General features: G+C 39.5%; 12 protein-coding genes. 5 read left to right on the top strand and 7 right to left on the bottom strand.

Features of this window, described 5'->3' with window-relative positions; translation table 11 throughout:
- Nucleotides 1–3 precede the first annotated feature (3 nt).
- From recD to ACSLUK_RS14560, 7 genes are all read right to left on the bottom strand, one after another.
- Nucleotides 4–1,989: an exodeoxyribonuclease V subunit alpha gene (gene recD / locus ACSLUK_RS14590; RefSeq protein ID WP_448549401.1), complete on the bottom strand. Its 1,986-nt coding sequence runs from the start codon at nucleotides 1,987–1,989 to the stop codon at nucleotides 4–6.
- The gene (gene recB, locus ACSLUK_RS14585) at nucleotides 1,986–5,510 is read right to left on the bottom strand and encodes an exodeoxyribonuclease V subunit beta (RefSeq protein ID WP_448549400.1); all 3,525 of its coding nucleotides are present in this window, start codon (nucleotides 5,508–5,510) and stop codon (nucleotides 1,986–1,988) included. The genes recD and recB overlap by 4 nt, the downstream gene beginning before the upstream one ends.
- Nucleotides 5,507–8,905: an exodeoxyribonuclease V subunit gamma gene (gene recC / locus ACSLUK_RS14580; protein WP_448549399.1), complete on the bottom strand. Its 3,399-nt coding sequence runs from the start codon at nucleotides 8,903–8,905 to the stop codon at nucleotides 5,507–5,509. Before recC ends, recB begins: the two co-directional genes overlap by 4 nt.
- A gap of 118 nt (nucleotides 8,906–9,023) precedes the next feature.
- Nucleotides 9,024–9,353: a DUF4870 domain-containing protein gene (locus ACSLUK_RS14575; RefSeq protein WP_448549398.1), complete on the bottom strand. Its 330-nt coding sequence runs from the start codon at nucleotides 9,351–9,353 to the stop codon at nucleotides 9,024–9,026.
- 144 nt (nucleotides 9,354–9,497) lie between these two features.
- Nucleotides 9,498–11,510 carry a transglutaminase TgpA family protein gene (locus ACSLUK_RS14570; protein WP_448549397.1) on the bottom strand — a complete coding sequence of 671 codons (2,013 nt, stop codon included), beginning with the start codon at nucleotides 11,508–11,510 and terminating at the stop codon, nucleotides 9,498–9,500.
- Nucleotides 11,511–11,544: 34 nt separating this feature from the next.
- Nucleotides 11,545–12,528, bottom strand: a complete 984-nt coding sequence (locus ACSLUK_RS14565) for a DUF58 domain-containing protein (protein WP_448549396.1) — start codon at nucleotides 12,526–12,528, stop codon at nucleotides 11,545–11,547.
- Between the two features lie 17 nt (nucleotides 12,529–12,545).
- Nucleotides 12,546–13,472 carry an AAA family ATPase gene (locus ACSLUK_RS14560; RefSeq protein ID WP_448549395.1) on the bottom strand — a complete coding sequence of 309 codons (927 nt, stop codon included), beginning with the start codon at nucleotides 13,470–13,472 and terminating at the stop codon, nucleotides 12,546–12,548.
- A 214-nt stretch (nucleotides 13,473–13,686) separates the two neighbouring features.
- On the opposite strand from ACSLUK_RS14560, the gene ACSLUK_RS14555 reads away from it, so the two are divergent.
- The 5 genes from ACSLUK_RS14555 (at nucleotide 13,687) to ACSLUK_RS14535 (ending at nucleotide 19,458) form a co-directional block, all read left to right on the top strand.
- On the top strand, nucleotides 13,687–14,724 hold the full coding sequence (locus ACSLUK_RS14555) for a M14 family metallopeptidase (protein ID WP_448549394.1): 1,038 nt from the start codon (nucleotides 13,687–13,689) through the stop codon (nucleotides 14,722–14,724).
- Nucleotides 14,725–14,883: 159 nt separating this feature from the next.
- Nucleotides 14,884–15,864 carry an oxygen-dependent tRNA uridine(34) hydroxylase TrhO gene (gene trhO, locus ACSLUK_RS14550; protein WP_448549393.1) on the top strand — a complete coding sequence of 327 codons (981 nt, stop codon included), beginning with the start codon at nucleotides 14,884–14,886 and terminating at the stop codon, nucleotides 15,862–15,864.
- A 282-nt stretch (nucleotides 15,865–16,146) separates the two neighbouring features.
- Nucleotides 16,147–16,872, top strand: coding sequence for a hypothetical protein (locus tag ACSLUK_RS14545; protein ID WP_448549392.1), 726 nt, complete (start codon nucleotides 16,147–16,149; stop codon nucleotides 16,870–16,872).
- Nucleotides 16,873–17,557: 685 nt separating this feature from the next.
- Complete coding sequence (locus ACSLUK_RS14540; RefSeq protein WP_448549391.1) at nucleotides 17,558–18,106, top strand: histidine phosphatase family protein; 549 nt, start codon at nucleotides 17,558–17,560, stop codon at nucleotides 18,104–18,106.
- Nucleotides 18,107–18,615: 509 nt separating this feature from the next.
- Nucleotides 18,616–19,458 carry a lipase family protein gene (locus ACSLUK_RS14535; protein WP_448549418.1) on the top strand — a complete coding sequence of 281 codons (843 nt, stop codon included), beginning with the start codon at nucleotides 18,616–18,618 and terminating at the stop codon, nucleotides 19,456–19,458.

Genomic DNA, 19,458 nt, shown 5'->3' with positions numbered 1-19,458 from the left:
ACCTTATCTAAATAAATCTAAACCTGACATACGCTTGATTTGGTTAACGACAGTCTGCTGCCATACTTGTTTTGACGCATGCACACTTACCTTAGTTTTGCCTCGGGTGATTCCTGTATATAATAACTCCCGCGACAACAAGCGATTATTGGCTTGTTCTGGTAACACAATAACAGAATGGTTAAACTCACTACCCTGAGTCTTGTGGATAGTCATCGCATATACTGTTTCGTATTTAGGTAACCTTGAAGGTAAAACCCAGTATAAATCACCATCGTCCCGTTCAAATACCGCCATCAGCTGGTTATTTTCATTTGGCCATATCAATCCAATGTCACCATTAAACAAGCCCAAGTGATAGTCATTTTGACTAATCATAATGGGCTTACCTAGATATAGCGCTTGACGATATGGAATAACACCCTGCATCTGTAGCAAACTCTCAACTTCGTCATTTAATGAATCTACACCACATTGACCAACGCGAGTTGCACATAAAATACGGTATTTTGCGAGCTGTTCAAAAGCAGATGTCACCGAGTCACATTGCATTATCGGCGAATAGAATTGTTTAACGTGTGCAGCCAACCACACTTTACGTTCAGTAGGCAAAAGCCTAAGTTGCTCTTTAATATGACAATCAGAGTCTGGACTATTGCTATCAAGCAACAACTGCCAACTTTCTTCACTTTTACCTTCAATAACTGCTTTAGCTAGCCTGCCGATCCCTCCTTGACCATCAAAGCGACGACTATGTAGTAAGAAAGTTAAATGATCCGTAAACACCTTTCCTTTTCCCTTGAATAAAGCGCCCTGTACCTCGCAGATTTGCTTTATCAATTTATTGTTTTCTATGCTAAAACCAGGATGAGGCCTTGGCGCCAAGTCTTCTAATACACAACCAGCACCAACAGAAGGTAATTGATCAGCATCCCCCAAAAATATTACGCGACAATGAGAAGGAAGCGCTCTCGTCAATCGAGCCATTAGTGGTAAGTCAACCATAGACACCTCGTCTACCAACAAAACGTCTATTGACAGCGGGTTATCTTTATTGTGTTTAAAGTTTAATTGCTCTGGAATTACGCCTAGCAGTCGATGAATAGTTTGAGCTTGTCGCGGAATCGCAGATAAAACAGATTCATCAATTTGGCCTTTAAATCCCACCACCGCATTAGAAATAGACTCAGACAAACGCTGTGCGGCTTTGCCCGTAGGCGCGGTTAACGCAATTTTTAACGAACGTCGCTTATCGATATGCAATTGCTCATGCTCTGCAGTCTGCTCGTTATGTAAGGCCACCAATGCCGCTAATAACTTAGTGACAGTATAGGTTTTTCCGGTTCCCGGCCCCCCAGCAATAACAACAAACCGTTTGTTCAATGCGTTTGCAACGGCGACCTTTTGCCAGTCAATCTCAGTATCTTGGCTTGATTGTTGGTTTGAATTAGGAAATAACATCTGCACAATCGACGCGAGTTTTTTCACGTTCGCCTTATCCAAAGCTACTGCTTCATTTGTCCGCTCCTCAACAAATAAACGTACCTCCTGTTCAAATTGGTAATAGCGTCGCAAGTACAATTTGTTATTTGCAATGAGTACAGGAAATTCCCACTGATTAATGGCTAAATCATCAAGCAACAATTTTAGGATAGCGGCTAGTTCTGAAAAACGATATCCCTGTTTAACAATGACTCCTTGCTCATCACTTTCAAAACCGAAAACCTTGTTAGCAAATTGTTCAATCGACACACAAATATCGCCTGCACGATTAGTACAATGCAGCACCATCAATAGATGAAAAAGTTCAGAAAACTCTGCTTGTGAAATTGTATTGTTTGACTCTAATTGGCTCTGACTGCCAACAATGTGCATGCTAGTGTGCTTCGCAAAAAAATAGTCTATTGGCGTTATATCGGCAATAACTTCATTAGCGCGCGCAAAAGTTGAGTAAGGGCATGAATATGTTAACGGCTTTGTATCGCTCATTTGACCTCACTATCGCGGTTCACTTCACCGTCAAATATGTTATCTAGTGCTTGCAAAGTACTCTCGTCAATGCGGCGATAATAAATACCTGAATCACCATTAGCATTTCTATGCCCCATGCCTCTTAAATACAGGTAATAAACCCCGCCAAAATGTTCCGCAACACTGTAATCATCAAGCATTATTCTTAAATACCTATGGAGCGCTAAGCTATAAATCAAATATTGAAGGTCATAGTTGTGAGATTCGATATTCTGACGCAACAAAGCCGGCTGGTATTGGTTGATATCATCGCCTAAATAATTGGATTTATAATCACACACATAAAACTTACCATCATGTTCGAAAACCAAATCAATGAATCCATGCATCATGCCTTTTAATTGTGTCATAGCCGGTAGACTAACATGAGGAACCCGCCCCATATCTTGCTGGCGATTAGCTAAGCGGTGCTTAGTCAATAAAGTTGTTAAGGCGTTGGTTTTAGCAGAGATAATTGGAAAATAAAACTCCATTTCTTTTAACACGCGACGAGAGTCTAGCTTGTCTAGTGACAGTTGAAGTTGGTCAGATAAAGAAGAAGATATAACGTTTTGCAACCATGTAATTATCGCATCGATATCCTGTTGATTTACCACGTTTACATACTTCTTCAACGGCCAATGCAACGCGGCTGTCCAATCTGGAGAATTAAAATCTAGGTTTTCCATTACATCATGTAGGAAATTACCTACCTGTGCGCCACGATCGAGTGAAAACTGAATACCGCCCGCTTCCTGAATCAAAGGCTTAGTCACTAATCCCGCATCAGTGGGATTGTCGAATTGATCACGATCAGGAGACGAAACACCAACATGACGTAAGTTCCGGCTCAACGCCGTAAACGAACTTAGCCACCAGTCTCGTTCAATCCGTCCCGTAAATTTTGCAGGGCTCGCGTCTGGTTTATTTGCGAGAGAACTACTGCTATTTTTGCCACTAGTGTCTGCATTCTTGAGCAGTGAAGCTTCAACCTCTTCAAAACCGATGTCTTTGGGCATTTCATTAGCTAATGCCTGTAGTGTCACAGCTAAAGGCTGATCTTTCGTTAATTTTAACGTACTACCCAATGGGGATGCTTCATAACTATCAAATTGGGTAGTTAGCAAATAGCAGCGTTGCTCAGCACGTGTAACGGCAACATATAATAACCTAACCGATTCGGCATATTGTTCTTCAGCCATTCGCAGCTTTTGTTTATAACTCGCGTCTAAACTAACAGTTCGACCCGCATTTTGATCATGAAATTCAATGACTGAAACATTTTTATTACCAAATTTAAGCGGGTCTTTATGTCGCGTACAAAATGGCACAAATACAAACGGGTATTCAAGTCCTTTCGAACCATGTTGCGTGACAATTCTGATAAGGTTTTCTTCGCTTTCTAATCGTAACTCTGCCTCTGTCTCAGAGTTCTCCTGACGACATTCTTGCTCAAACCAATGAATCAGTTCTTCTGGTTGATGGTGACGTTGACTAGCCGATTGTAGAACTTCGAATAAGTGCAAAATATTGGTTAAACTTCGATCAGAATTACTACGCTCAACATTTATGTGATCGTGCATCAATTTGAGCGCCATCGTAATAAAACTCTTATTTCGCCAAATGTCTCGTAACGCGATGAATTCGAATTTTAGCGATTGCCACGCTATATCGTCTTCTTTCAATGACAGTAATCGTATCGGCGAATAGCCAAGCAACTCAGCCGAGAGCGCAGCGGTAAAAACCTGGTCATTTTCAACATGCAATATAGCATTGAGAATAAGCACTAGTTGTCTTGCTTGTTCACTATCAAACAAGTTTGCCCGATTACTTAGATAAACACTGGCCAACCCGTGCTCATTAAGCGATTGTTTGATTACTTCTCCTTCCGTTCCATCTCGTACTAATATTGCAATATCTTTAGCTTGTACTGACTGGTACGTTAACAATCTGCCGATTTCAAGAGCACACCAATTAGCCATCGTTGCTCTAAAACCTTGTTTGACTGGTTTGTTTTCGTCATGTGAAAAATGTATAAACTGTAACGCCTTATAATCATCACCTGTGTCTAATGGAGCACTAGCTGCAGGCGACACTTTGACTGGTAAATAAGGAATGCCAAAACCAAACACATCTTTAGACTCTTGAGCAAGTTCATTGCCGTAAAACAAACGGTTATAGCCGCCAATCATAGTAGACGTAGACCGCCAGTTGGTGTCCATTACCCATTGATAATCACAATCATTTCGAGCAGACAAATATGCAAATATATCTCCCCCACGAAAACCATAAATTGCTTGTTTAGGGTCGCCAATCATAAACAAGTTAGCCGAAGTTTGCTGGCCATATATCGCACGAAGAATATCAAACTGTTTGGGATCTGTGTCCTGAAATTCATCTACCAGTGCCGCAGGAAATTGTTGATAAAGTGTATTGGCTAATGTTTGGTTGTTTAATCGATCCGCTAGCGTAGAAATTAGATCATCAAAAGTTAAGGTATTTACTTGTTGTTTCGCATTGTTGATAGTTACTCGAAGCTTTGTCATTCCTTTATATATGACTTCCATCGCTTTGGCTTTAGTAACGTTAGACTGCAATCGCTTTAGTAACTTTTTAAGATTTGAAAGTGGCTCAATTGCCAGCGCTATCTCAGTTTTCTTTGCGTGGCGACTAAAACGACGCCCGTCAACAAAACTATCTGGCAGTGAGCTGTAAAGCGCTGAGTCATCACTCTTCGCGTCGCGTAACCAATTGAGTAAAGCATGCTTTTCTGATAATCGCTTTTCTCTCTCAGCTCCTTTTTTACTGTCGACCAAACATTCAGTAAGCAAAGCATCATGATTGACCAATTCACTTTCAGCTTGAGTAACGCATAACCTTACTTCTGCCAGAATATCAGCCTCTGTTCGAACAGAAATAGCGTCTTCATGATGAATCACTTTAGCAAACTGTTGATAAAAGCTTTCTGGTGTTGCACACAAAGTAACTAAATTCATGAAGTCTTCTACATGCTCAATTGCGAGCTTTCGATACCAATCTCTGCACGCAGACAATTCAATTTCACGCCCGTCTGATTCTAACTGAGCATTAAATGGCACTTGTGTTAAAAATGCATGTTGACTTAGTACGCGTTGACAAAAACCATGGATAGTAAAAATTGCTGCTTCATCAAGAAATAAGAGTGCTTGCTTAATCAATAGCATAGCGCGATCTTTACTTACCCGTTGAGCAAGTGCAGTGAAAAATGGATCATCCGTTATTTTTTCATCCCAATGCAACATAGATTCACGCAAGAAGCTATCAATACGGCCTTTAATTTCTTCAGTTGCAGCCTTTGTAAAGGTCATTACAAGAATCTGCTGAACTGTTAACTCTTGCTCTAAAAGAAGTCGCAAATACAAACGCGTTATATTGAATGTTTTGCCAGTACCAGCGCTGGCTTCAATTAAATGCTTGCCAACTAAGGGAACATCGTGCGCAACGAGATTAGTAACCGTCATTGTTTTATTTGCTCCCTGTGCTTTACACAGTCCGCGAAACTTTTTTCTAAGTCAGGAAGCACACTTTCAATATGTGGGCATTCTGGCCAAAAATATTTGATATAAGGGTCGTCACCAAACGAAGAATAAGCATTGGCATCGTGCCAAAACTTCTCAAATTCTTGCTGTTCGAATTGTTTTGCGGTTAATGCTTTATCTGCTAATGCGCTATTAATCAGCAGCGGCCGCTTCATTCCCAGAATAAAAAACGCAATTAACGTTTTAAGCTTTTCCTGTGGGTTGTCTATGCGGGCGTAACAATAGTGGCTGACCTTTTGATTTTTGGTATCAAAATAAAAGCCGTGGCATGAGGTAACATTGCCTAAGTCTAACGTATCGTTATCTTCGCTCTTATCATCAATATACTCCGCGGCATTTTCTTGGGCACATTGAAGCAGAAGTTGATGAATATAAAGCCGTAAAAAATCACCCGCTTTCGGTGAACTCATTCTAAAGAATACTGCCTTGTTTCCAGACAACTGAGGTTTGCCTGTTAACTTAAAACCTATTGTCGTATTTAGATCTTCTATCTTATTTTCATATGTTAAACAGTGAGAGCGTTCTACACCTTCAACTTTTGAACGAATATACGCGTAAAAAGACTCAGTATCTTCTAGCCATTTTTTAAGTACTGGTTCCGTTGTCGGTAAATCAGGAAAGTTTCCGGAAAGTTTGGCCTTAGTAATAACTTCGTTAATCGCATGTACTTTCTGTTCTTCATCTAATGCAGGTTCAATATATATTTGAAGCAACGACTGCTTAAACAAGTAACTTTGCAACGAATCTTCAACAAACGGTTCATTGTCGTCAAGCTCACAGTCATAATCTTCAAGCATCAGTCTTAATTGCTTGTTAGCGAACCACTTACTAGGATGCTGAAAATATCTAACGAGTTCATCTACTGTTATATCTACAAAATCTGTAGTCGATTGTTCAATACATGGCAATGTCCTATCACGTTCAGACTCTGCTATCAGCGATAACCATTTAGCGTCAAAGCTAGGCCACTTTCCCTGATAGTTATTTACACTGAATGGCTGCATTGGCAGTTGCCTTAACTGGCTCAGTGCCTGCTCATCATTTGCATCAAACTGCCAACCATATGCATCAGTGAGATAATGCATAAGCTCCTTAAGCACGATCGATGGTTCTCGTGGTCCATTATTACTAATGTTTCGGCCTTGATAACTCAAATACAAAGACAGCCTTGCAGAGATGATAGCTTCCAAAAACAAATAGCGATCGTCTCCTCGTCTTGATCGATCACCCAGTTTACTGGCAGAGCTCGACATCAAATCAAAACCAAATGGTTGACGTTGTCTAGGGTATTCTCCGTCATTGAGACCTAAAACTGCGACAATTTTAAATGGAATTGACCGCATCGGTAACATCGAGCAAAACGTTACTTGCCCAACCATGAATTGCCTTCCAGGATCTGGCTGGCTGAAATGAGTAAATAAAAACTCTTGCACCACACTAAGTGGTAAATTTTGGTGATATTGAGCATTTTCGGTGTAATCAATCAAGTCATTAATTGCATTAAAAACAATGGTGAAGCCTTGGCTATCATCTACTACGAAAAAGTCCTCAATAAACTGTATCAAAAAGCTATGCCACTGTTCAGCCGTTCTTTGTTGATGTAATGACGTAGAAAACATGGCTAAATTTTCCAACATTAGCATTAAGTTGCCTAGCAAATCGGCAGACGTCCCTTCTACGTCAGCGAGAAATAACTGATTACCTACGAGCGTATCTTGATCAGAATGTGCTAAACCCAAAATGAGTTGTTGTAAACCATAGTGCCAAGTAAATTGAGGCGACACATTATCATTTGCCAACAACTCTGCCTTGTGAGACTGATCTCTTCCCCAATGAATATTTGCTTTATCTAACCAAACGACAAGCCTATCAATGTCTTCATGTTCTAGTGAGAACTTCCCTCGAATATTGGGTAACCGCAGCCATGAAACAATCTTGCTTACTTCAAATCGACTTGTATTTATCTGTAACAACTCGATAAACGTTGCAACAATTGGCTCAGCATCCTTACTTATGCGATCAGCAATTGAGCATGGCAGTGGTGGTATGTTCTCATCAATATCTTGCCAACCAGGAGAAAAAACCGCATTTACATATGGTGCGTACTGTTCAATAGCAGGACACATAACCAATACATCTTTGGGTGTCAACGACGGGTGTTGATTAAACTGATGTAATAACCAATCGTGCAAGCCTTGGACTTCGCGTAAGGCACTATGGGCACTAGTTAATACGATCGACTCGTCTACAATCGAGATTGGTGACTCTCGCTGATCCTTGAGTTGTAAAATGTCCTGTTGAACACGCTGTAACACTGAAACATCTTGCAACACGCCAGTATTATCATGTTTACCAAAGTCTACTTCTTCAAAAGCATTAACATCAATTGTGGCAATATCTTGTAAAAGTGCTAAAAATTCTCGTCCTTGTTGCCCTAAGTTAGCTAGCAAAGGATTGCCGACTGTTATGGACATATCATCAAAACCACCTGTCCACTTTGACAATGTCTTGATTGCCTGTTTCTCAGTACTGATATCTCCCCAATAATCAAAACAAGGATTTAAATGAAAAAAGTGTACTTGGGTAAATTCGGCTAGTACTTCAATAAACTTTAGCCACATTGGTGCCATCGCGTTGATGCCAAAGAAAGAAATACGCTTTGGCAATAAATCACGCTTAGCTTCAATATTTTGAGTTGCGCTCTTAATTAGGCTTAGTGGGCTATAAGAGACTTCTCTCGTTAGCATCGTCCAAAGCTTTCGTTGCCATTTCTCTGTTTGTACAAAGTTATCATCCAAGGAACCACTAACAACTTCACCAAGACTCCAAGCATCAATCCACTCAGGCCTAAAAATCAAATACTGTTCATAAATATCAGCAAGCTGACATGCTAACTGATAACATTTAGCGTCTTGATTCTCAGTAGTTTGGGCATTTGCTGATTCATGTGCGCGATTACCAAGCCAATAATGCGTTACCGTCGCAAAATCTTCGTCTTCCATAACAAGAGGTTGTTGCAATAAGTCATAAATACGCCAAGAGAGTACTTCACGTTCGAATGGCGATTGTTCAGGAATGTCGTCATCGGAAGCTAGTTCTCTAAGTAGCTTCCAAAGAAATTGAGCCGGCAAGGAGAAATTAACATTCATACTTATGCCACGAATTTCAGCTAATGATAAATTTAACCAATGCTGCATACCGGCATTTTGTACGACAATGACTTCAGTATCGAATAGAGATAACGGAGAAACCTGTTGAATTTTACTTAATAGTATCAACAAGTTTTCCATTTTATTTGCTGGATATAAGTAGAGCAAAATTGAACACGTTCCAGTATGATTAATAAGTGAATTTAATCACAACACTGTAAACAAATCCAGTACCCTTAAGTTTTTATTTTGACCCCAAAACTATCATGCATGAATATCATTCAATTTAGCGAATAAACGCCAACTTTTCTTGATAAAAAAAGCCAACAATAGGTACACAGTAGCGCTCACCTAAAAAGGCACGATAAATAGCAATGAGCCAAAAGAGTAAAACAACAACGTTTAGCAACCAGCCAATTAATGGAATAAACGACAATAAAGCCGCTGTTAGTATCAATCCTAGCGATTGACGCAAATGAAAACTAGTCAAGCAGGAACGATTTCTTCCATTAATAATCAGCGCAATCAGCCAACCTACTACAGTTAGATAACTAACGATAGCAAACACTCTAGATGCGTCTATTTGGGTCTGATCTTTTGGAAGCGTTTGTGCCATCTTACTACCTGCTCTAAAATTAGTCCTCATCTTTAAAATTTAGGCAGTCATTGTTATTTATACAAGTCAACTAAAGTGATAGTAGGCGAATTAAAACTTGTATCAAATTCAATCCATCAACACCTTACGTATTGATATTTAAGCTTAAATGTTACCAGCCTTGCGAATATCCTTCCACTGTTTCTTTAATAGTTGAATGTTATTACTCTTTATTTTTAAGGCGTTATCACAATATTCTATTTTTCTAAAAATATTTACAAAATTTGCTACTGGTCGGCGCAGATCCCCGTTTATACCTGCCGCTTTTTCAACCAAAACTTCTCCAGTATCACTTAGTTCAATGGAACAACCTTTTTTCTTCAAAAACTCTCTTAATTTGTTCATATATTTTACGTGAACAGTTTGATGCTGACGTTGGTTTCTAAGGTTGACTAACAAAAGAAAGACCACCGTCCCGGCAATAATGAAGCATATGAAAACGGCTATTTTTACTAGAGAATAATCGCCAAACCAATCTGTTAATAGTTTTAATTGTGTCGTTGCATTGTAGCCTATCACCCATTTCGTCCATTGGTAGTCTACAGCGTCTAGCAGCGAGGATAAGTTGCTAACCCATCGTGAATTTGCAATATCGTTAACCCACCCCAAACCACCTGACAGTTCACGTTGTTCGTCAAAAAGACTGCCATAAATCCCAAGTTCAACCCGGGATATGTCTACTGCGGCTGTTGGATCTATGCGGAGCCAGCCTTGTCCTGCTAACCACACCTCACTCCAAGCGTGGGCATCTCTTTGATAAACACTATAATATTCACCACTTTTATTGAATTCCCCTCCCAAATACCCCACAACAACACGAGCTGGGATCCCTGCTGCTCGCATGAGATATGTAAAACTACTCGCAAAATGTTCGCAGAAGCCCGCTTTAGTCTCAAAGTAAAACTGATCTAAGCTATTGTTAGCCAGTATTGGGGGTTTCAATGTGTACCGGTATGTCTCTTTGTTAAACGTTTGCAGCGCTACTCTTACTATCTCCTCTTCATTAACGAATGACCTTCTTAGTTTTCGACCTTCTTCTGTCAATCTAGGGTTGCTAGAAATTGGAATCATTAAATTGGTATTTCGCTGTTGGTGTGATAGCGTCAAATCCATTAGTTCATTTGGCGTACTCACCACACGATAGGTCGTCGTATTTGTAATTTTTGATTGGCTACGTATTGTGAAATCTTCGAGGTTTTTTCCGTAAATACCGTCCCTTAACCAAGCAGTGTCCAAGCCAAACAGCCAAAATTGATTATTGGGTTCAACAAAAACTGAATACCTTAGTGCGTCAGTATAATTAGTTGGCCCACTTGTGCGACTATTCACTTGGTCGTTTCTTGTCCAAGATACACCATCAAAATTTTCTAACACAATTGTTCGCCAATACAGGCTGCTAGGGTTAGGCCTAACATCTTCAAACTCAACACGAAATGCAAGGTCATTAGATAATGCTAGGTTTGCAATATCACCAATTTTTACTGTATCGGAAAGGCCGACCTGCGCACTTGGTGCGCTCGGCATTTGCCACAAAGGTCCAAGCTTTGGAAAAACGACGAATAGCAGTATTGCCATTGGTAAACTTTGCGATAACAAGAGAGCGGTCAACTTAAACGTATTAAACCTTTGATGCTTAACAAAACCATCTGAAAACAACGCGATATTTACCACCAATAAAACAAACACCACAAGGGCAAATGATAAGGATTGTTGAAAGATTAAAGCGGCACCAAGCACAAATAAATTTAATAGTTTTATTTGTTGTTTATCGCTGTGTTTTTTCAGCTCAAGGGGTTTTAGGATATACGCTAAACACAACAAGTGGACCATACTCATCAGTATGCCCATCGACAAACTACTCAAAGCCAGAATTGTTACACCTGATAACGCAAACACAATTTTTAGTAGCGTCGCAGGTGTTCTAAGAAACTTAAACGCGATCGAAAATTGCCATAGCAAGCTAACCAACGCATAGCCCACTAACCATAAACTCAATTGTTCAACTAAACATGCTAAATTCAGTAACTGACAAACCAAAAGCCTAAATTCAAATGAACTAAAGCGACGATCCAGTTTCCACGTTACACTGCCGAATTTAAGCGTGTTTAGTATTCGCACTTTCGATTCCTCTTTGCCAGCAAGCTTTACAAGCTTATCCTTTGTACTCTGCTAGTAACGTTAAACATCGCTGCAAATGTTCATCACTACTCGCTGGTAGAACATTTATATTGTCTAGTTTCAACCCATACTCCCTATTACTTCGTTGCAAATTTAATAATACAAAACACAATATCCCAAGCTTAGTTTCTATGTTCGGCTCTGAAATTTGATTTAATGAAAACATCAGTTTATCTGAAGATTCACTCTCATAATGTTTTGACATCCACGGCTGGCCTTTTGCTACGCTTTTCCATGCCACTTGAGAGATAGGCTCCCCTATTTGATACCGTCTCAATTCCGAGAAATCTTCACCTTGTAAGTAGCCCGATGATTGCAACGGTGATTGTGGTAGTGCGTCTTGATGTTGCTTAGCTAGTGATAACAAATGATCAAACTGAGATTGTGTAATTTCAATTGGCTGTGGATAGGCGATAATCTGGCTCTTGAATTGAAGATATGACCAACAATGAAACAAGCCAAATGCATATCGACTAAAAACATTCATTCGTTCAATATTGAAGATTCCACGTTTAGATGGAACATAATTAACATGCACGACTTGGTTGCCACGTGAAATATCAGTAAGGTGATTTTCATTTGCTCCAAGTGATAACGACAACGCATATTTTGCTCTGTCTGACCATAGGCGCAGTTTAATATCGCCATCTTGCTTACTGAATAAACGATATTCATCCTCTGCAGCTATTTTTAAGCCAGACAAATTAAAAAACGTGTGCAACATCACGCTGACAAAAAAACTGGCTAATACATAACTAAACAGCAAAATGAGATTATTTTGGTAGTTTGTCCCCAAAATAAAAAGCAATACAACAAAACCAATATATGCCGTGCCTAGTTTGGAAGGAAAAATATAGATATTACGATTAGACAGCTTTTGCACATTGTCGCAATGTAATCGATTAGCAAGCCATCGCTCAAATTTGACACGAAAATATTCGCGTAATTTGAACAGCATTTGAGGTATCACATTCATCACTTAGAAAGCGGTTGAACGGTATCAACCAGCGCAAGAATTTGTTGAGCAACATTTTTGCCTTTTTCTGTATCAAATGACAACGTTGGACGCAAACGATGTAAACAAACAGACGAGAATACCGCTTGAATATCTTCAGGCAAAACATGATCTCGTAAATGCATAAATGCCCATGCTTTCGCTGAAGCAAGAAGCGCCTTACCTGCTCTTGGTGACAGTGGGTTAACTTTAAAACTGCCATCTCTGCTGTACTGAAACAAAGCAATTACATATTCAAATATCACTTCTGCTACATGAACATCAGCCACTGCTTGCTGAATCGCCGTAAGCTCGTCTACAGAAATACACGCTTTTAACGAGTCATAATTATTAATATTGCTACGTAAAATTCGCTTTTCAGCTTCTACATCAGGAAACCCTAGCGAAATTCTCATGGTAAAACGATCCAGTTGAGATTCAGGTAGAGGAAATGTGCCAGCATGATAAGTAGGATTTTGAGTAGCTATTACAAAAAAAGGTTTGGGTAACCCATACGTTGTGCCATCAATACTCACACTGTTCTCTTCCATTGCCTCTAGCAATGCGCTTTGCGTTTTTGGGCTGGCGCGGTTGATTTCATCTGCCAACACAACTTGATTGAAAATAGGTCCACGATGTAATTCAAAAGCATGTTTGTTTTGATTGAAAATCGATACACCAATCACATCTGCTGGCAACAGGTCACTAGTAAACTGAATTCGTTGGTAGCTCAAGCCCAACGTTGTCGCCAGTACGTGTGCCAACGTAGTCTTCCCCATACCAGGAAGGTCTTCAATAAGCAGGTGCCCATCAGCTAGCAAACACGCCAATGCAAGCTTTACCTGATTAGGCTTCCCAATAACTACACTCTCGACCTGTGAAAGTATCTTATCGACCAAAGTGTCCATTCCCCCTCCTAAATACGGGATGAATCTAACAAATATTGATTCTAGTCAAACTCAATAGCTTAAGAATATGTCAAGCTCTCCAAAGTTAACAGCACAAAATCGTAATAGAAAATTGCAGTGGTGCTAGAAACAATTCCGTCGCGCTTAGCTATTAGATGTTGCTAAATGTAGGTTATGAATACTTTCGAATAATGGGTAATATAAGGCCGCCATCATGCAGAATGATTATACAGAGCTGTCAATATTAACTGATCCCAACACCAGTGTACTAAAAGCAGATCCTTATCAATTTCTATTATCTTTAACTGGTCCCACCATAGTTGATATTACCGGTAAAAATACAAATAAAACGTGCGTCGTTATTACACTGATTAATGGTAACGAACCAAGCGGGTTGATAGCGATTCATCGTTGGTTAACAGAACGTGAAATTGGTACAAAGCCTTACCACAATCTTCGTTTCATATTCTGCTCAGTGGAAGCTGCCCTACTCACGCCACTTCTTAGTAACTCACACTTGCCTAATCAAATTGCGCTAACACAATGCTTTGGTGTGGGCTTTAACCATGGCATTTTTAAACGAGCTAAATTGATTGAATCGTCAATACGAGACGTTAAGCCAGCCATAGTGGTTAGCTTGCACAATACGCCAAGCTATAGCCCTGCATTTGCTTGCGCAGCCTCATTAAACAATGAGTCGGTGGGCGTAGCTCAATGCTTTGTTGAAACAATTGTACTTTCGGAACAAATGCCAGACAGACTACAAACACTAAATTTTGACTGTACTAATTTAGCAGTTTACACGGGAAGTCCTGAAGATCCACAATCCCATGAAGTTGCATTATATGGGATAGAATTACTGGCGGATGCAAATCACCGTTATGTGCAGAATAATTCAGCTAACGTCTTGCTACATCCCAAAAGATTAATGCTCAGTCCTACGAGTAAACTATCGTTCAGTGAGCTTGACGAAGGAAATTCAGGGGTTACATTGAGAAAAGATATCGACGCGTTAAATTTCAGGCCAATAAAATCTGGCCAACACTTAGGCTGGCTTGACGAAAAAGGACTGGCAAATCTCTGTCTCTTAGATCACCACAATAACGTATGCACAGAGCGATTTTTGACAACACGGAGTAATCAACTCATCGCGGCAACTAACATGACTATCTTCTTGGCTCCGAGCGTAAAATGCATGACAGAGCCTACTTCCATTCAACAAGAATTTATCTTCTACGTATTGCAAAATTGACCTAGGACAAATCAAATTTGGCACCAATGCCAAATTTAATGCGTAAGGTTGCAATTGAACGTCTGCATTTGATAAAATCCGCTCGAATTATTCTTGCGTATTTGCAAGAGTGTATTTTGGCTGTAGGTTTGCGACCTACCCCGCTAGACAAGGTAAAACATGAGTAAAAACATCACAGTTTGCGCACTGTATAAGTTCGTGCGTCTTGAAAACTACGTAGAGTTACGTGCCCCGCTACTTAAAACTATGGAAGAAAATGGCGTTAAAGGGACACTGCTGTTAGCTAATGAAGGTATTAACGGTACAATTGCTGGACCACAATCTGGCATTGATAACGTACTTAACTTCTTACAATTAGACGAACATCTAAACCCAATTACCTATAAAAACTCATACAGCGATGAAAATCCGTTTCAACGTACAAAGGTTAAACTCAAAAGAGAAATTGTCACAATGGGAGTGGAAGGCATAGATCCTACACTTACCGTTGGTACTTATGTAAAACCTAAAGACTGGAATGCGCTAATATCTGATCCTGACGTACTGCTTGTTGATACACGTAACGAATACGAAATAGAAATCGGTACCTTTAAAAATGCGGTCAATCCAAACACGACTACATTCAGAGAGTTTCCAGATTACGTTAAGCAAAATCTTGACAATACTAAACACAAAAAAGTCGCAATGTTTTGCACAGGTGGTATTCGTTGCGAAAAATCAACTGCTTACATGAAAGAACAAGGCTTCGATGAAGTGTATCACCTTGAAGGTGGTATCTTAAAATACTTAGAAGACGTCCCCAAAGAAGAAACCATGTGGGAAGGCGAATGCTTTGTGTTTGATGGTCGTGTCGCTGTAGATCACGACCTAAACAAAGGCCAATATGATCAATGTTTCGCGTGCAGAATGCCTATAACTGAAGAGGAAAAGCAGAGCGAGCATTATGTTCGAGGTGTGAGCTGTCCTAAATGTATTGATAAGATTAGCGAAGATCAAAAAGCACGTTTTGAAGAGCGAGAGCGACAACTTGCGCTTGCTAAAATGCGTGGTGAAGAGCACATCGGTGGCGATATTAAACACATTATTGAGAAAAGACGACAAGAAAAACAAGCTAAAAAGGCGGTTGAACGTCAAAGTTAACATACTTCGTTAATCAATTTGCGGGTAATTTTTGATTACCCGCACTATTCTTCTATTGATTGATTTCCCATTTTATTACCTTCGAATACCAGACACCTCATCAACTATCATAAACGATAGTAACTGTCAGGAATTTTTACAAATCTATTAATCCAAAATCTCCCCACTATAAATAAACCCTAGTTGTCAATATTTTACTTAGACAGGAACAAGTTATGCTTACAATAACAATGTTCATAAGTTTACCTTCATCTTTAACATTATTTAGAGGAGGAATGCGTCATGAATAGGATGTTCAGTGTAGTAAAACTACTAGGCACTATACTCATCGTATGTGTCAGCCTCTACAGCAAAGCAAGTCTCATTGGTGATGATATCTGCTTTTCTGCCATGCAAGGGCAAGGACAACAAATCACTGTACAAGACTGTGATACCATTGTTGTACGTGACCCTGCTCCATCACCGCCACAACCAATTGATATCGAAATTGTTGCGCTGCAACTAGTATCAGCAGCACCTGTTCCTATACCAAATGCGCCTGATAGCTTTTTTGATATTTTCGTTGATATTGACATTCAGGGTGAAGCCATGATGTTTGAGTTTTATCAACAACCAACCGTTTGTGAAATTGATTGCCCACAAATTCCACCAGATCCTTGGGAGCTTTGGTTTGAGGATCTCGATTGGTGGCTAGATCCATTTCTAGGTATTCCAATGGATGGCTACATCACTGGACTATGGCTAATGTGGGGCGATTCACCAGATCAAATGATCGATATCACTTCATTTGGCGGTCTGCCAGGATTAGGATTTTTCTTTGGGCCACACGAGATTCATTCATTTATTGATATTTTTAACCTAATGAGTGAGTTTAATACCAATAATGCGAATGATTTACCTACGTTCAAACTCGCAATTCATACGCATCATGATATACCAGAGCCATCAATCTTAATGATTGCAGGCATTGCTCTGCTAATGCTTGCTCGTGTTCGCATTAAGAGTTAATCAAATAAACTCAGATTTAAACCTCGCACTGCATCATAAAAACATTAAGCTGTAACTTGTTTTTATGATGCACTTGTTTTTATGATTCATTTATTATGCAACGTAATAAGCGTTTATAGGTAGGTTATAAAAGCGCTTCCACCAACCCTAAGCTTTTACTAAAGAAAGCCACTTCATTTATACAAAAACCTAACATATTCACAATGTGTAATACCATTTTTATATAAAAACCCAATGTTTTTGATCTTTTCCCAATCCCCCACTAACTTTAAATCAATTGGACAAAAACTGATGTAGCAACCTAAAACGCCACAACGAGGCTGCATCTCCATAAAAACCACGCTGTAAAAAATTGCTGCAGATATGGGAAATGGATATTCAAACAAGGTGTAACGCACCTAAAATATACAAAGCGCTGACTAAATTGAAAACGCATACGAAGCGCAAAACAAACAACTTGGTCACGCTGAGTAGCATAGTGACGACCACAAAATTCCTGCGGCTTGTACACGCCATAAATCAAATTCACGAATCAACATTATTGAAAATGCGACCAACCTGCTCACTTGTAAAACGCAGATTATTAGTCGTTAAAATTTTGGGGTACAAACTTTACCCATCCACCATTCAAAACATAGGTATCTAAATCGAATATAGAAAATAGCGTTATTTAAGGAGTAATGTCATGGAAATAATACTAATAAGACACGGTAAACCACAAAGTGCAGTAAACAAATGGCTTTCCGCAGAAGGATTTGCCAAATGGATAGAGGACTATAATGCCTCAAATGTTAGTAACGACAGCGAACCTCCCGTAAGTTTGCAAGATCGCGTCAAAGAGTATTTTGTTGTTTCAAGCGATCTCCCACGAGCGATTCATTCTGCTGGACTTTGTTCAGGTAAAGCACCAGATTTAGTATTGGATAAATTAAGAGAAATGGACGTCCCGCAAGTCAAAATTCCGCTCATAATAAGTGCCTATGCGTGGATAATCCTTAATGGCATATTATGGTACTTAGGTATTCATGGACACGTCGAATCATACAAAAGCGGCAAACATCGAGCAAAGTTAGCCGCTGAATCGCTCGCTGAATTGGCAAAAACGCAAGAAAGAGTCGCTGTATTCGGCCACGTTGTAACAAATATGTTAATCGCAAAAGAACTATTGCTGAAAGGATGGAAAGGAAAATTCACCGGTAAGAGTTTTTGGAGTACAGTTGAATTTAATATTTAAAACAAACGCTTTAAAGTAATAACTAATAACCTCAAGAATTAACAACAATTACAAATGTGCACACTTGTACGCTCATTTTTTTGTTCACCTTTTCAATAGATTACTTATAAAGTGAGATATCCCACATCATCTAAATTACAACAAATCCAAGATAAAAAGATATTTTTCATAACCTTACAAAATATCAAAAGCAGCCATCAAGATATTAACTGAGAGTAACTCTTAGCCAAAACTCGACAAATATTTTTTTCAAACACATCAGTTGTTTTTACTTTTTACGCAAATAAGCACAGCAGAGTGCTACCACAATTTTAGAGTTTTCACTTAATACACTCAAAAGAAAATACAGCCAAATTCCTTCATTTTTTAGCCTTGCTTAACTTGCAAAAGTGTAAATCACTGTTATAAAAATGTTACACACCTCAAATGGTAAGACCACAGAGGTGTGACCAATTATTACAACAATATAAGGGAAAATAATGAAGAAGAAAAAAAACACCTATCTTGCAATGACGTGCCTAGCTTTGCTTCCGTCATTAGCGTGCAATGTTTTCGCAAATGATGGTATTGCGTTTATTCATGGTACGGGTAAACAAACCGATGCGTATAACGATTATTGGAATCCAAATTTTGTTAATACGATTCGTTCGGGGCTTAATGATAGTAGCCGCTACACCGTTATAAATTGCGACTTCGATCAATTCATGTGGGACACTCAAGCAGCAGGATGCCTGGCAAACCAATTGACGAGTTTTATCAACGACAAACAAATAACCCAACTAACTATGGTAACGCACTCTAACGGGGGTAATGTAGTGCGTTGGATCCTATCTAATCCAACATACGATAGTCGTTACCCTGCCATCATCAATAAAACAAACAAAGTCATCGCTATTGCCCCGTCGAGTGCCGGTACGCCATTAGCCGATGCTGTAAAACAAGGAAACGTATTCGAGACATCTTTAGGTTGGTTACTGGGATATGATTCTGATGCCGTCACCCAGCAACAAGTAAGCTGGATGAATTATTACAATCAAAATTGGTTGCATGGAACAAGTGGTAGGCCTGCACTGCCGGCTACATTTAAAACAGTAGTAGGTTCAGATGTTGATTCTGCGTTTTGGGATGGTGATAGCTATTGTGCAGGATACCAATACCAAGTTGCACTCGAGACAACACAGAATTGGTTAGATTCATGTTCAGATGGCTTCTTAAATTGCTCTTCACAACAGGCCGCAGGCGTCACTTGGTTCAAAGACAAGCAACGAACCCGAGGCAGTGAACCGCTCAGTCATCAACAAAGTCGACGTGACTGTTTCAATTTGCACACTATCATTCGCGATGACATATAA

It is taken from the genome of Thalassotalea fusca, assembly GCF_053485835.1.
This window is presented reverse-complemented; position numbering and strand designations above follow the sequence as displayed.

What these genes read in the sequence shown, in the direction of transcription:
- ACSLUK_RS14535 (WP_448549418.1), top strand. Translation starts at nt 18,616, where the DNA reads ATGACGTGCCTAGCTTTGCTTCCGTCATTAGCGTGCAATGTTTTCGCA.
- ACSLUK_RS14555 (WP_448549394.1), top strand. Translation starts at nt 13,687, where the DNA reads ATGCAGAATGATTATACAGAGCTGTCAATATTAACTGATCCCAACACC.
- ACSLUK_RS14540 (WP_448549391.1), top strand. Translation starts at nt 17,558, where the DNA reads ATGGAAATAATACTAATAAGACACGGTAAACCACAAAGTGCAGTAAAC.
- recD (WP_448549401.1), bottom strand. Translation starts at nt 1,989, where the DNA reads ATGAGCGATACAAAGCCGTTAACATATTCATGCCCTTACTCAACTTTT.
- ACSLUK_RS14545 (WP_448549392.1), top strand. Translation starts at nt 16,147, where the DNA reads ATGAATAGGATGTTCAGTGTAGTAAAACTACTAGGCACTATACTCATC.
- recB (WP_448549400.1), bottom strand. Translation starts at nt 5,510, where the DNA reads ATGACGGTTACTAATCTCGTTGCGCACGATGTTCCCTTAGTTGGCAAG.
- ACSLUK_RS14565 (WP_448549396.1), bottom strand. Translation starts at nt 12,528, where the DNA reads ATGCTGTTCAAATTACGCGAATATTTTCGTGTCAAATTTGAGCGATGG.
- ACSLUK_RS14575 (WP_448549398.1), bottom strand. Translation starts at nt 9,353, where the DNA reads ATGGCACAAACGCTTCCAAAAGATCAGACCCAAATAGACGCATCTAGA.
- ACSLUK_RS14560 (WP_448549395.1), bottom strand. Translation starts at nt 13,472, where the DNA reads ATGGACACTTTGGTCGATAAGATACTTTCACAGGTCGAGAGTGTAGTT.
- trhO (WP_448549393.1), top strand. Translation starts at nt 14,884, where the DNA reads ATGAGTAAAAACATCACAGTTTGCGCACTGTATAAGTTCGTGCGTCTT.